This window comes from Microtetraspora sp. AC03309, from assembly GCF_020826795.1.
GTDB lineage: Bacteria > Actinomycetota > Actinomycetes > Streptosporangiales > Streptosporangiaceae > Microtetraspora > Microtetraspora glauca.
Map to the genome: position 1 here is coordinate 100,193 of NZ_JADDIL010000025.1, position 13,504 is coordinate 113,696.

Sequence of the window (13,504 nt, forward strand, 5' to 3'; positions counted from 1 at the left end):
CGCGAAAGGTTACGCTCGCGGAAGATCCGTAAGTTGTACGAGGGAGATCCGGTGGGATGCCGGAGCCGGCCGCGCGCGCGGCCGGGGCGTTGGTCTCCGAATCCGGGTCACCTGGGACACCAGTCCTCCGACGACGGAGGCGCCATCCCAAGGAGGCACCGATGAGTGAACTGACCACGTCGCATCCCGTTCCACTCGCCGGCCTGGGACGCTGGCTCCTCGTGGCGGTCCCCCTGCTCCTGCTCGTGGCCTATCTGGTCACGTTCGACCAGGGGGCCGTCTCGCAGGCGGGCAACTATCTGCATGAACTGATGCACGATGGGCGGCACCTGCTCGGCGTTCCCTGCCATTAGGGCGCGCGATGATACGCACGCTACTGGTCCGCGGCCTGCTCGTCGGGCTGGCCGCCGGACTGATCGCCGCCGTCTTCGCCTACCTGGTGGGCGAGCCGCACATCAACCAGGCCATCGCCATCGAGGAGGCCGCGAGCCACGCCCAGGCCGCGGCCGAACACTCCCACGCGGAGGAGGAACTGGTCAGCCGGTCCGGCCAGCAGGCCGGGCTGTTCCTCGCCCTCGCCCTGTACGGCATGGCCCTGGGCGGCATCTTCGCCCTCGTCTACGCCGGGGTGCGCGGCCGGATCGGTCCCCGCACCGACGTGGCCCTGTCCGGCACGATGGCCGCGACCGCCTTCGTGGCGATCGTCCTGGTGCCGTTCGTCAAGTACCCCGCCAACCCTCCGGCCGTCGGGGACCCCGACACCATAGACGGCCGGACCACCTACTACCTCGTCATGGTCGCCATCGGCCTGCTGGCCGTGGCGCTGGCCGTGGCCGCCGCCCGCAAAGTGCCGGAACGCCGCTATCTGGCCGGCGCCGTCGGCTTCCTGGCCCCCGTGATCGCCGCCTGGCTGCTGCTGCCGACAGTGAACGAGGTCCCGGCGGGCTTCCCCGCCACCCTGCTGTGGGACTTCCGCCTCTCCTCCCTGGGCACGCAACTCGTGCTCTGGTCGGCGATCGGCGTCCTGTACGGCGTCGCCACCGAGCGAGGCGTCCGCCGCAGGTCGCTCGCGGTCACCGTGCCGACCTGACCGTGCTTGACCCGACCGTGCTTGACCCGACCATCGGACCGACCGGATGCGCCGCCTGATCCTCGTACGGCACGCGAGCACGCCGGGCATGCGCGCGGCGTGCTTCCCCTCCGCCCAGGACGCCGACCACGCCGCCCTGGCGAAAGTGAGGCACGTCGCCGGGCTGCCCGCCCGATTCGACCACTACAGCGGGCCGGAACCCGCCGCCCGGCAGACGGCCGAGGCCATCCGGCCCGCTCCGATCGTGGTGGCCGCCCTCGCCGAGGCCGATCACGGCCGGTGGAGCGGCCTGCCGTACGAACGGGTCGCGGTGGAAGAGCCGGAGGCGCTGCTCCAGTGGCGGCGTGACCCGGACGCGGCCCCGCACGGAGGCGAGAGCCCGTCCGCGCTGGCCGCCCGTGTCGCGTACTGGCTGGTGGGGCAGTCGGAGCTGGACGGCGCCGCCGTCGCCTGCTGCGACGCCGGTCCGATCCGCGCCGCGCTCTGCCACGCGCTCGGCCTGCCCGCGGGCTCGGGTGCGCTGTTCGACCTCGCCCCGCTGTCGGTCACCGAACTGAGCGCCACCCGCGCGGGCTGGCGGGTCGGCTGCGTCAACCGGCCGGTCCTGAGCGGGCGATCGTGACCTGACGGCGCGGGGATCTCAGTCGTCGTGGCGGGGCGCGCCGGACACCTCGTGGTCGGCGTGGGAGAGCGCCTCGGCGATGAGTGTGCGGACGTGCGCGTCCCTGGCCCGGTAGAGGACCCGGCGACCGTCCCTCCGGGTGCGCACCAGACCGGCCATGCGGAGCTTGGCCAGGTGCTGGGAGACCGAGGGGCGCGCCACCTCCAGCGTCCGGGACAGCGACGAGACGTCGTACTCGCCGGAGGCCAGCAGCCACATCAGGCGCAGCCGGGTGGCGTCGCTGAGCATGCGGAACGCGGCGACGGCCGCCTCCACCCTGGCGCTGTCAGGTCGCTCCTGCGACAAGGTCGTACCTGATTCGTTGTCGCGTGCGTACATGAATACATATACTCCGCCGGAGAGCCGTCCCACGCAAGCGGAGAAGCCATGTCCGAGCGGAACCATTCCGGCATCTCACCTGGTCAGCCCCCGACTCCGTACACCCATGCCCACGGCCACGGCCATGGGCACGGGCACGGGCATGGGCATCAGAGGGCGGCGGGCGGCGGCGGACTCGGGTCGTGGGCGGGCCGGATCGCCGTTCTCGCCCGGATCGCGGCGCCGCACAGCCACGACAGCGCCGACAAGACCGACGCGGCGCTGGAGTCGAGCGGGCGCGGCATGCGGGCGCTGGCGGTCTCGTTCGCGGTGCTGATGGTGACCGCCGCCGCCCAGGCGGTCATCGTGGCGTTCTCCGGATCGGTCGCGTTGCTGGGCGACACCCTGCACAACGTCGCCGACGCCCTGACCGCGGTCCCGCTGGGGATCGCCTTCTGGCTCGGGCGACGCGCGGCCACCCGGCGCTTCACTTACGGGTACGGCCGGGCCGAGGACCTGGCCGGCGTGGTGATCGTGCTGATCATCGCCGCCTCCGCGGCGCTGGCCGGGTACGAGGCGCTCCGGCGGCTGGCCGAGCCGCACGACATGCGCGCGGTGGGCTGGGTGGCCGCCGCCGGGCTGGTGGGGTTCGCCGGGAACGAGTGGGTGGCCCGCTACCGCATCAGGGTGGGCAGAGAGATCGGCTCGGCGGCGCTGGTGGCGGACGGCCTGCACGCCAGGACCGACGGCTTCACCTCCCTTGCGGTGCTGGCGGGCGCGGGTGGTGCCGCGCTGGGCGTCCCGTCGGCCGACCCCGTCGTCGGACTCCTGATCACGGTCGCGATCTGCTTCGTGCTGAGGGACGCGGCGCGGCAGATCTGCCACCGGCTCATGGACGCCGTCGATCCGGCGCTGGTCGAGGAGGCCGAGCGTGTCCTCGGCGAGGTCCCGGGCGTGCGGCGGGCGGGCGCGGTCCGGATGCGCTGGGTCGGTCACGCGCTGCGCGCCGAGGTCGAGATCGTGCTCGACCCCGGCCTGACCCTGGTGGAGGCGCACGAGGTCGCGGTGGAGGCCGAACACCGGCTCATCCACGGCCTGCCCCGGCTGCGCGCCGCGACCGTGCACGCCGACCCGGACGGCCCCGAGGGTACGGCCCACCACGCGGTGCTGGTCGCCCACCGGGAGCCACGATCCGTTCGCGCTGCTCAGCCGTACGATTGAGGGAGTGGCCGTCCCCGGAAGGGGGGCATGAGGTGCGCTTCGACATCATGGTGGAGACGCCGCGAGGGTCGCACAACAAGTACGAGATGGACATCGAGCGGCAGCGGATCCGGCTGGACCGGATGTTGTTCACCGCGACGGCCTACCCCTACGACTACGGGTTCCTGCCCGGCACTCTCGCGGAGGACGGCGAGCCGTTGGACGCGCTGGTTCTCGGCGACCTGCCCACCTTCCCCGGATGCGTGATCCGCGTCCGGCCGGTCGCGGTCTTCTGGATGCACGACGAGATGGGGCCCGACGCCAAGCTGCTGTGCGTGCCCGCCGACGACTGCCGCTACGACGGCATCCAGAACAGTGACGACGTCCCCGCGCATGTCCTGAACGAGATCGCCCACTTCTTCGACGTCTACAAGGACCTGGAACCGGGCAAGAGCGCGGACACCTGGGGCTGGGAGTCGCGGGACAGGGCCGAGGCCGTGGTGGAGGACGCCAGGAACAGGGTCAGCCCCTGATCACCGTGACCCGGCCGCCGTACACCTCCGGACAGGGCGAAGGCCGGGAGACACCCGCGAAGGGTGATCTCCCGGCCCTCTGTTCCGCAGGCCGACCCGGTCACTGGGCGATTGGAGCGCGGGTGAGGCGCTTGCGGAAGACCCAGTACGTCCACGCCTGGTAGGCCAGCACCACCGGGGTGAAGATGGCCGCCACCCAGGTCATCACTCCGAGTGTGTACGGCGAGGACGCGGCGTTCGTGACGGTGAGGCTGTACAGCGCGGAGGTGCTGGACGGCATGACGTTGGGCCACAGGTCGAGGAACAGCGTGGCCGTGGCCAGCACGATGGTGACGGCGGTGCCGGCGAACGCCCAGCCCTCCCTGCCGCGGAACGCGGCGCCGACACCGGCGACCAGCGCCACGGCGGCCAGGGCGGTGGTGATCCAGGTGATCGGCTTGCCGTGCGTGAGCTGGGTGATCACCAGGAACACCGCGGCGACCGCCACCACGACGGGGGAGATCCGCAGGGCCAGCGCGCGGGCGCGGGTCCGCACGTCACCGTCGGTCTTCAGGGACAGGAAGACCGCCCCGTGCAGCAGGAACAGGCCGAGCGTGACCAGCCCGCCGAGCAGCGCGTACGGGTTGAGCAGGGTGAGCAGGTTCCCGGTGTACTCGTGCCGGGCGTCGATCGGCACCCCGGCGACGATGTTGCCGAAGGCGACGCCCCACAGGACGGCCGGAAGGAGCGATCCCCAGAAGATGGCCTGGTCCCAGCCGCGGCGCCAGCGGTCGGAGTCATGCTTGGCGCGGAACTCGAACGCGACACCGCGCACGATCAGCGCGAGCAGGATGAGCAGCAGCGGCAGGTAGAACCCGCTGAACAGGGTGGCGTACCACTCGGGGAAGGCGGCGAAGGTCGCTCCGCCGGCCACCAGCAGCCAGACCTCGTTTCCGTCCCAGACGGGCCCGATGGCGTTGATCATGATGCGCCGGTCGGTGTTGTCCTTGCCGAGGATCGGCAGCAGGACACCGACACCGAAGTCGAAGCCCTCCAGCACGAAGTAGCCGATCCACAGCACCCCGATGAGGATGAACCAGACGGTGGTGAGTTCCATGACGTGTTCCTCAGTAGGTCAGGGCGGGGACGGTGGTGTCGGCGGGTTCCTGCTGCGCCTCCAGGTCGGGCGGTCCCGCCTTGACGTGCCGCGTCATGATGAACGCGGTGATTCCGGCGAGTACGGCGTAGACGATGGTGAAGGCGGTCAGGGAGATCGCCACGGTGGTCACGTCCACGCCGGGGGAGACGCTGGCCGCGGTCCGCAGCACCCCGTACACCGTCCACGGCTGGCGGCCCATCTCGGTGAAGATCCATCCGGCGGCGTTCGCGAGGAACGGCAGCGCCATCGAGGCGAGCGCGGCCCGGTAGAACCAGCGGCTGCCCGGTGTCCGCCCCTTCCTGGTCAGCCAGAGGCCGACCAGCGCGAGCAGGCTCGCCAGCGCCCCGAACCCGATCATCAACCGGAACGTCCAGTACGTCACCGGGATGGACGGGCGGTAGTCGCCCGGTCCGTACTTCTCGACGTACTCCTTCTGCAGGTCGTTGATGCCCTCGACGGTGCCGTTCGGGTCGCCGGTCGCCATGAAGGACAGCACGTGCGGCACGCGCAGGCTCCACAGTTCCTCCTCGCCGTTCGGGGTGCCGAGGGTGAACAGGGAGAACGACGCCGGCCCGGACGTCTCGTACAGGGCCTCCGCCGCGGCCATCTTCATCGGCTGCTGCTCGGTCATGATGCGGCCCTGGACGTCGCCCGTGACCGCCACGCCGATGCCCGACGCGAGCGAGACGATCAGACCGATCCGCATCGCGCGGCGGAAGAGGCCGGTCTCGTTGCGGCGGGCGAGGTGCCAGGCGCTGACCCCGATCAGGAACCCGGCCGCGGTGATGAACGCGCCGAAGAGGACGTGCGGGAAGGTCACCAGGGTGGTCGAGTTGGTGAGCACGGCCCAGATGTCGGTCAGCTCGGCCCGGTTCGTCTCGGGGTTGATGCGGTAGCCGACGGGGTGCTGCATCCACGAGTTGGCGGCCAGGATGAAGTACGCCGAAAGAGTGGTCCCGATGGCCGCCAGCCAGATCGTGGCGAGGTGCAGCCGGGGTGACAGGCGGTTCCAGCCGAAGATCCACAAGCCGAGGAAGGTCGATTCGAGGAAGAACGCGAGCAGGCCCTCCATGGCCAGCGGCGCCCCGAAGACGTCACCCACGAAGCGGGAGTAGTCACTCCAGTTCATCCCGAACTGGAACTCCTGCACGATTCCGGTGACCACGCCCATCGCGAAGTTGATCAGGAAGAGCTTCCCGAAGAACTTGGTCATTCGCAGATAGGTCTCGTTGCCGCTGAGGTGCCAGGCGGTCTGCATGGACGCCACCAGTACGGCCATGCCGATCGTCAGGGGAACGAAGATGAAATGGTAGACGGTGGTGATACCGAACTGCCATCGCGACAGGTCCAGCGCGTTCACGGTGGGTTTCCTCCTAATTTCCCCCCAAACGTTCTCGTGCTTGGCCGATGTGGCGGCAGGGACCTTGGTCATGCATCCGAAGGTCCTACGTACGGGTCCAAAGCCGTTCGACGTGCCGGATGGAGGAGCCCGTCCCGCACCACCGGTCGAGCAACTCGGTGTCGTGGCTGATCGCGAGCACGCCCGCCCCCGACTCCCGTCGGTAGTCCTCCAGCCGCGCGACGAGGTGGGCCTGGGTGGAGGCGTCGAGCATGGTGGTCATCTCGTCGCAGATCACGTAACGCGGCCGCAGGGCGAGCGCGCGGGCCACGCAGGCGCGCTGCAACTGGCCGTCGGACACCTCGTGCGGTCGCCGTACGAGCAGGTCCGGGGTGAGGCCCATCTCCTCGGCGAGCCGCTCCGCCCGGTCGAGGGGCCGCCGCGCCACCCGCAACGGCTCGGTGATGACGTCGAGCAGGGTGAACCGGGGATCGACGGCGAGTCGGGGCTGCTGGAAGATCAGCGCGACGCTGGTCCGGAGGGCGGGCGCGGCGCGGTGCCGCCAGCGGCGGACGTCGGTCCCGTCGACACTGACCCGCCCGGCCGCGGGCCGCAGCAGCAGGGCGAGGACCCGGGCCAGGCTGGACTTGCCGCACCCGCTTGGCCCGGCGAGCCCGGTGACCACTCCGGGGGGCACGTCCACCGACACGCGGTCGAGCACGCGGTGGCGGTCGTAGGAGACGGTGACGCCGTCAGCGCGCAGCATTGCGGTCCAAAGGATCCTCCGGGGGAGTGAAGGGGTGGTCCAACGGGTGGTCCAAGGGGTGATGGCAGGCCACCTCCTGCCCGTCGGCGGAGGCGAGTTCCGGCGTGCGCTCGCAGGCGGGCGTGGCCCGGTCGCAGCGCGGCAGGAAGGCGCACCCGGCAGGGAGCCGGGTCAGCTCGGGCGGCCGGCCCGGGATGGGGGTGAAACGGCGCGACGGCAGTGCCTCCAGCAACCCCGCCGCGTACGGATGACGCGGCCCGGCGAAGAACGCGTCCGCCCGGGTGATCGACACGAAGCGGCTCGCGTACATGACGGCGATCCGGTCGGCGACCCGCTCGGCGGCACGCAGGTCGTGGGTGATGAGCAGGACGGCCCGCCCGTCGTCGGCCAGGCGGCGCAGCTCGTCCATGGTCGCGTCCACCAGCGGCCGGTCCAGGCCGCTGGTGGGCTCGTCGGCGAGGATCAGCCAAGGGTCGCCGGCCAGGGCCAGCGCGTTGGCGACCCGCTGCGCCATGCCGCCGGAGAGCTGGTGGGGGTAGCGGTCGAGATCGGCCGGACGCAGGCCGGCCCGCTCCGCCAGGTCGTCCGCGCTCGCCGGGTTACCGAGCTCTCTCAGCGCCTCGGCGAGTTGGGCGCGCGCCGTGCGGACCGGGGTGAGGTGCGTGGCGGGGCTCTGCGGGACCAGCCCGATCCTGCGGCCGCGCACCGTGCGGGCCAGGACGGCGTCCGGCGCCGCGATCAGGTCGACGGGTTGGGCGCCGTCGGTCTCCAGCCACGCGGATCCCTCGACCTCCGCGTTCCCGGGAAGCAGCCCGAGCAGTGCGTGGGCCATCACCGACTTGCCGCAGCCGGACTCCCCGACCAGGGCCAGGCATTCGCCCTGCCGTACCTCGAAGGACGCGCCGGTGACGGCCCGTACGGTCGCGTCGGGGAGGCGGAAGCGGACCGTGAGGCCCTCGACGCGCAGACGGGAAGGTGACCTCATAGCTGCAGCTCCGATCTCCGGCGGGGATTGCTCCGGTCGCGCCAGTGCTGGGCGAGCGAGGAGATCGCCAGGGTCGGCAGGAGGACGAACAGGCCGGGGAAGAGCGAGGGCCACCAGTTGCCCGCGAGCAGCGACCGCGCGCCGTCGTTGATCATGTTGCCGAGCGAGGCGAGATGGGCGGGCAGACCGAGCCCGAGAAAGCTCAGCGCGGTCTCGTGCCAGACGGCGTGCGGCACCATGAGCACCGCCGCCAAGGCGATGTGCGGGCCGAGGTGAGGCAGGAAGTGCCGGAGGACGATCCGCGCCCGCCCGGAGCCCATCGAGATCGCGGCGTCCACGAACGGGCGGGACCGCAGCGTCAGCACCTCGGAGCGGACGATCCTGGCCGCGGTCATCCAGTGGGTGAGCCCGACGGAGACGATCACCGCGGTCGCGCCGGGCGAGAACAGCGCGACGATGAAGATGCCGAACAGCAGGTGGGGCACCGAGTTGAAGGCGTCCACGATCCGCATCAGCAACCGGTCGGCCGCCCCGCCGAGCGTTCCGGCGGCGAGCCCCACCAGCGTGCCGACCGTCGCCGACACGGCGGCGGCCACCAGGCCGACGAGCATGGACACGCGCAGGCCGTACACCACGCGGAGCAGCACGTCGCGGCCCATCTCGTCGGTGCCGAACGGATGCGCGAGCCCCGGCGGGAGCGAGGCGGAGTGCAGGTCCACCTGGCTCTGGTCGAGCCGGGCGAACAGCGGGACGAGCAGCACGGCCAGCCCGAGCACGGCGAGGGTCGCCGCCGCCAGGCGTCGTGACCGGGCGTGCCTCCGGCGCGTCACGGTCGCCATCTAGCTCACCCCCAGGACCCGCACGCGCGGGTCGACGAAGACGTACGCGACGTCGGCGGCCAGGCTTCCGAGGACCACCGCGAGGGTGGCGAGCAGCGTGAGCGCCGCCAGCAGCGGGAAGTCCGCGGAGAGCGCCGCCTGCACGGACGCGGAGGCGACTCCGGGCCAGGAGAAGACGGACTCGACCAGGATCGCCCCGGTGACCAGCTCGGGGATGCGCGCGCCGAGCAGCGTGACGAACGGCAGGAGCGCGGAGCGCAGCGCGTGCCGCAGGATCACGGTGCGCTCACGCAGTCCGCGGGCCCTGGCCCCCACGACGAAGTCCTCCCGCAGGGTGGCGATCAGCGACTCGCGCACGTACAGCGCGAGCCAGGAGGACTGGGAGAACGCCAGCACGGTCACCGGCAGGACCATGTGCCGCAGCACGTCCCCCGGCGAGGTGGTGGTGGAGGCGGCGTCGGTGAGACCGCCCGACGGCAGCCAGCGCAGCTTCACCGCGAACAGCCAGATCACGAGGAGACCCGTCCAGAAGACGGGCGCCGCCTCGTTGGCGTAGGCCGTGCCGGTGATGGCCCGGTCGAGCCACGAGCCGCGCCGCCAGGCCGCCAGGGCGCCCACGGCCAGGCTCCCCGCCAGCATCAGCACCAGGGCGCAGCCGACCGCGAGGAGGGTCCAGCCGAGCCGGTCGCCGATCACCTGGGCGACCGGCAGGCGCATGCTCCGCGACTCGCCGAGCTCGCCGCGGAGCAGGTTGCCCAGCCAGGTGAGGTACTGCTCGGCCAGTGGCCGGTCCAGGCCCCAGTTGGCCCGGATCCGTTCGGTGATCTCGGGGCTCGTGGTGAGCGCCCGGTCGCCGAGATACTGCCGGACCGGGTCGAACGGCGACGCCTTGGCCAGCGCGAAGATGCCGATCGTGACCGCGAGCAGCAGCGGTACGACGAAGACCAGCCGCCAGGCCACCATGCGGGCCAGGGCACGGATCACGCGGCCGGCTTCCATTCGGCGAGGTTGCGGAACAGGCCGCCGGCGGCGTGCTCGTGCGCCTCGACGCTGGGGGCGATGCCCGTCCACTCACCGCGTACGACGTAGACGTGTTCGAGGAAGACCAGGTACGCCCACACCTCGTCGTCGCGTACGCGCCGCTGCAGGGCGTCGTAGGTCTGCTTGCGCGCGGCGGGATCGGTCTCCTCGCGGCCCTTCTCCAGGAGCGCGTCGACCTCGGGCACCTTGTAGTGGCCGGGGTTGAAGAAGCCCTGGCCGGAGAACCGCGAGTGGAACGTCTCGTAGTTGGTGTAGTCGGGATCGAACGGCGTGCCCATCCCCATGATCAGGGCGTCCTTGCCCATGCGGGGCTCGATGGCGTCCCAGTCCAGGCCGGTCGGCCGGACGTCGACGCCGATCTTCTTGGCGTCCGAGGCGACCGCGAGGGCGAGCTCCTTGCGCAGCGAGTCGCCCGCGGGGTACATCAGCGTGAACGTCGCCGACGTGCCGTCCTTGGCGCGGACGCAGTCGGCTCCCCGGACCCATCCGGCCTGGTCCAGCACCTGCGCGGCTGCGGCCTGGTCAGGGGTACCGGAACCCTCGACGGCCGGGTTGTGCCAGGTCGTTCCCGGCGGGATCGGCCCGAACGCGGGACGGCCGGCCCCCGCGAGGATGGTCTTCACCATCGCCGCCCGGTCGAGGGCGAGGCTGAGCGCCTTGCGGATGGCGAGGTCACCGGTGACCGGCTCGTCCAGGGGGAACATCACGCCCCGGTAGTCGGCGCTCGGCACCCGGTGGACGGTCAGGCCGTCGGTGTTCTCGAACCGCGCGGCGGCCTTGGGCGGCAGCTCGGCGGCGTCGAACTCGCCGGCCGCCATCCGGGTGGCCCTGACGTTGTCGTCGGAGGCGAAGGCCAGGACAAGCTTCTTGATCGTCGGTGCGCCGCCCCAGTAGGTGGGGTTCGCCTCCAGCACGATCTTGTCGCCCGGCGTCCGGGACACGAACCGGTACGACCCGGTGCCCACCGGCCTGGCCTCGAACCCGGACCGCTCCAGGCTCCCGTCGGGCACGATGCCCAGCGTCGCCCGCTGCAGGATCGGCGCGTACGGGTACGTGAGGTGGAACACGACCGTCGTCGCGTCGGGGGCCTCGACGGACTCGATCGCCGCGTAGTCCCCGCGGATGCCGGAGTTGTTCTTGTCGTCCAGCACCGACCGGTACGTGTAGGCGACGTCAGCGCCGGTGAGCGGAGTGCCGTCGTGGAAGGTCACGCCGGTGCGCAGCGTGAAGGTGACGGTCGTGCCCTTGACCTCGGGGAGGCTCGTGGCGAGCGCGGGCCGCAGGCTCAGATCCGCGTTCCGGCTGACCAGGCCGTCGAACATCAGGGACCCGCCGTCCGCGGCGTATCCCATGACGGGGTTCAGTGAGTCGGGTTCGGAGCCGAGTCCCGCGACGAACGTGTCCGCGTTCGCGGGCCGTTCCTGGGCGGGCGCGGCCGAGCAGGCGGCGGCGGACAGCCCGACGATCGCGACGAGGGCGAGCCGGGTCAGGGCACTTCTCATGGGGCGAAGGTAGAACGGCTAGGCAGGCTATTGCAAATAGTTCGCAATTGCGTATATTAATCAATGATGCCGCTGCTGGTCCTCGACGCCTGGGAGCACGCCACTATCCGCGGCACAACAACGTGCGGCCGTGCCCGCGGACGGCGGTGCCCCAGGGTGCCCCGCGGTCCGGATCCTTCCGTGCTGTCCGGCACTGTCCAGTCCGGCTCCGCGGGGCATCGCTCCTTCCTCGACCATCGCCTACGGGGAAGGGCCTACTCGCCGGCGCTCCTGAACCGCTCGAACAGCTTGTCGGCGGCGGGCTGCTTCCAGGAGAGCCGGTTCCGGTCGGGCGGATAGGGCACGACCGGAACCGCCGTGAACGTCGTGGCGCTCGGCTTCACCCCCGCCAGGCCGCGGGCGAGGTCGTACATCGTCCGCATGTCGAAACCGGAGTCGGTCGTGATCCAGGTAGAGGCCGCCTTCACGAAGGCCGCGAGTCTGGCCGGGTCGGACGGCAGGTCCTTCGCCTTCTTCAACACGGCCCGCATGAGCGTGTGCTGGCGCTTGATCCGCATCAGATCCGACCCGTCGTCGAGTGCATAGCGTGCCCGCGCGTAACCCAGGGCCTGCTCGCCGTCGAGGATCTGCCGACCGGCGGGCAGGCGCAGCTTCGCCTTGGGGTCGTCCACCGCCTTCGGCACGGTGATCTCAACACCTCCGACGGCGTCGATCACCTGCTTGAAGCCGGAGAAGTCGATCGAGATCGCGTGATGGATGGGCACCTGGGTCAGGGTCTCGACCGTCCTGCGCGCGCAGATGAGACCGCCCTCGGCGTAGGCCGAATTGATCATGCTGACGTGGGAGGCGATCACCTTGCCGTCACTCGCCCGGCAATCGGGAATCACGACCATCGAGTCCCGGGGGATGCTGACGACCTCGGCGCTCTTTCGGTCGGCGGGCAGGTGCACCAGGATCAGCGTGTCGCTCCGCCCGGGTTGGTCGCCCATGCGCCGGCCGTACTTCCCGTTGCTCCCGGCCCGGGTGTCGGACCCTATGAGCAGCAGGTTGAGCGGCCCGGTGGGCGCGCTCCCGCCCGTCCCGTCCCCGCCTTCTAGGTCGCTGGCCACGACGGAGGAACGATTGAGGAGCACGGTGGGAACGGTGACGACGGCGGCGGTGAGACCGGCGGCCAGGGCGAGCATCGCCCAGGTGCGCGTCCGGCGGTTCACCCGGCCGGAAGCCCGGACATGTGCCTGATCGGGCCCCTGCGTGTGCGCCCTTGCGTGCGCCGAGGATCCGAGGAGGCGCCCCCGCTGGCGCGCGAGCGTGGCCGGGGGCTCGTGCTCCAGTTCGCGGCCGAGTTCGCGGAGCAGCTTCAGATCGTCCATGGTCACTCCTCCTCGTGCATCGGGTTGGTGTCGCCGAGCGCGGCGCGGACCTTCTTCCTGGCCCGGTTCAGACGGGAGCGCACGGTGCCGACCGGGATGTCCAGGGCCCGCGCGACCTCCTCGTACGACAGGTCACCCCAGGCGATCAGCAGCAGGACGTCACGGTCCCGCGAGGCGAGCCCGGCGAGGGCACGGGCGAGCGCCGGGCGGGTGGACCTGGCGGTGACCCCCGCCGCCACCCGGTCGGCCGGGGAGTCGACGACGTCGTCGGCAGGGCTGCGCAACAACGCCCGGTACCGGGCGGACTCGGTGCGGCGATGTCGCGCGACGAGCTTGGTGACGATGCCGAACAGCCACGGCCGGGCGTCGGGATAGGCCCCGTCGTAGCGGTCCCGCCGGGCGAAGGCGACGAGGAACGTCTCGCCGACCAGGTCCTCGGCGACCTCGGGGCCAAGCCGCCGGGAGACATATCTGTACAGCATCCCGGAATAGCGATCGAACAGGGCGGCGAACGCCTCGGGATCGGTCCGGGACTCCCCGATGAGGTCGGAGTCACGGATCCGGTCTGTGGGGATCGCGGTCATCGCGCGCACCATGACACGTGGATGGCCTTTCGTGGGGGACAGGGAACATCCTGTCTCGCCACGAGGCGGCCTATGGGTTCACGCCGCCGGCCGATGTCGCCCCCGCGTCGCACCCACACCTCACCGCGTCGCGCCGCA

15 protein-coding genes are annotated in these 13,504 nt (G+C 71.3%); 5 read left to right on the top strand and 10 right to left on the bottom strand.

What is annotated here, in order from left to right; genetic code table 11:
• Positions 1 to 161 precede the first annotated feature (161 nt).
• From IMZ11_RS17235 to IMZ11_RS17245, 3 genes are read left to right on the top strand one after another with little or no spacing between them, the layout of a single operon-like run.
• Positions 162 to 353 (top strand): CbtB domain-containing protein, encoded by a 192-nt coding sequence (locus tag IMZ11_RS17235; RefSeq protein ID WP_082777362.1) that lies wholly within the window; start codon positions 162 to 164, stop codon positions 351 to 353.
• Between the two features lie 8 nt (positions 354 to 361).
• Positions 362 to 1,090: a CbtA family protein gene (locus IMZ11_RS17240; protein WP_228642580.1), complete on the top strand. Its 729-nt coding sequence runs from the start codon at positions 362 to 364 to the stop codon at positions 1,088 to 1,090.
• Positions 1,091 to 1,136: 46 nt separating this feature from the next.
• The gene (locus IMZ11_RS17245; protein ID WP_228642582.1) at positions 1,137 to 1,712 is read left to right on the top strand and encodes a histidine phosphatase family protein; all 576 of its coding nucleotides are present in this window, start codon (positions 1,137 to 1,139) and stop codon (positions 1,710 to 1,712) included.
• An 18-nt stretch (positions 1,713 to 1,730) separates the two neighbouring features.
• Here IMZ11_RS17245 and IMZ11_RS17250 read toward each other — a convergent pair whose 3' ends face one another.
• Positions 1,731 to 2,090, bottom strand: coding sequence for a helix-turn-helix transcriptional regulator (locus IMZ11_RS17250; protein WP_061259221.1), 360 nt, complete (start codon positions 2,088 to 2,090; stop codon positions 1,731 to 1,733).
• A 48-nt stretch (positions 2,091 to 2,138) separates the two neighbouring features.
• Between IMZ11_RS17250 and IMZ11_RS17255 the strand changes: the two genes are divergently transcribed.
• A complete protein-coding gene (locus IMZ11_RS17255; RefSeq protein WP_228642584.1) occupies positions 2,139 to 3,290 on the top strand; it encodes a cation diffusion facilitator family transporter in 1,152 nt (383 codons plus the stop codon).
• A gap of 32 nt (positions 3,291 to 3,322) precedes the next feature.
• On the top strand, positions 3,323 to 3,802 hold the full coding sequence (locus tag IMZ11_RS17260) for an inorganic diphosphatase (protein ID WP_228642585.1): 480 nt from the start codon (positions 3,323 to 3,325) through the stop codon (positions 3,800 to 3,802).
• Positions 3,803 to 3,902: 100 nt separating this feature from the next.
• On the opposite strand, the gene cydB is transcribed toward IMZ11_RS17260, so the two are convergent.
• The 9 genes from cydB to IMZ11_RS17305 form a co-directional block, all read right to left on the bottom strand.
• Positions 3,903 to 4,898: a cytochrome d ubiquinol oxidase subunit II gene (gene cydB / locus IMZ11_RS17265; RefSeq protein WP_228642587.1), complete on the bottom strand. Its 996-nt coding sequence runs from the start codon at positions 4,896 to 4,898 to the stop codon at positions 3,903 to 3,905.
• Between the two features lie 10 nt (positions 4,899 to 4,908).
• Complete coding sequence (locus IMZ11_RS17270) at positions 4,909 to 6,300, bottom strand: cytochrome ubiquinol oxidase subunit I (protein ID WP_228642614.1); 1,392 nt, start codon at positions 6,298 to 6,300, stop codon at positions 4,909 to 4,911.
• A gap of 85 nt (positions 6,301 to 6,385) precedes the next feature.
• Positions 6,386 to 7,045 carry an ABC transporter ATP-binding protein gene (locus tag IMZ11_RS17275; RefSeq protein WP_228642590.1) on the bottom strand — a complete coding sequence of 220 codons (660 nt, stop codon included), beginning with the start codon at positions 7,043 to 7,045 and terminating at the stop codon, positions 6,386 to 6,388.
• Entirely contained in the window at positions 7,032 to 8,030 is a 999-nt protein-coding gene (locus IMZ11_RS17280; RefSeq protein ID WP_228642592.1) for an ABC transporter ATP-binding protein, read from the bottom strand. The genes IMZ11_RS17275 and IMZ11_RS17280 overlap by 14 nt, the downstream gene beginning before the upstream one ends.
• Positions 8,027 to 8,869, bottom strand: coding sequence for an ABC transporter permease (locus IMZ11_RS17285; protein WP_228642594.1), 843 nt, complete (start codon positions 8,867 to 8,869; stop codon positions 8,027 to 8,029). Before IMZ11_RS17285 ends, IMZ11_RS17280 begins: the two co-directional genes overlap by 4 nt.
• Positions 8,870 to 9,868, bottom strand: coding sequence for an ABC transporter permease (locus tag IMZ11_RS17290; protein WP_228642596.1), 999 nt, complete (start codon positions 9,866 to 9,868; stop codon positions 8,870 to 8,872).
• On the bottom strand, positions 9,850 to 11,412 hold the full coding sequence (locus IMZ11_RS17295) for an ABC transporter substrate-binding protein (RefSeq protein WP_228642598.1): 1,563 nt from the start codon (positions 11,410 to 11,412) through the stop codon (positions 9,850 to 9,852). The genes IMZ11_RS17290 and IMZ11_RS17295 overlap by 19 nt, the downstream gene beginning before the upstream one ends.
• A gap of 254 nt (positions 11,413 to 11,666) precedes the next feature.
• A complete protein-coding gene (locus IMZ11_RS17300; RefSeq protein WP_228642600.1) occupies positions 11,667 to 12,782 on the bottom strand; it encodes an LCP family protein in 1,116 nt (371 codons plus the stop codon).
• Positions 12,783 to 12,784: 2 nt separating this feature from the next.
• Positions 12,785 to 13,366, bottom strand: a complete 582-nt coding sequence (locus IMZ11_RS17305) for an RNA polymerase sigma factor (protein ID WP_228642602.1) — start codon at positions 13,364 to 13,366, stop codon at positions 12,785 to 12,787.
• Between the last annotated feature and the right edge of the window lie 138 nt (positions 13,367 to 13,504).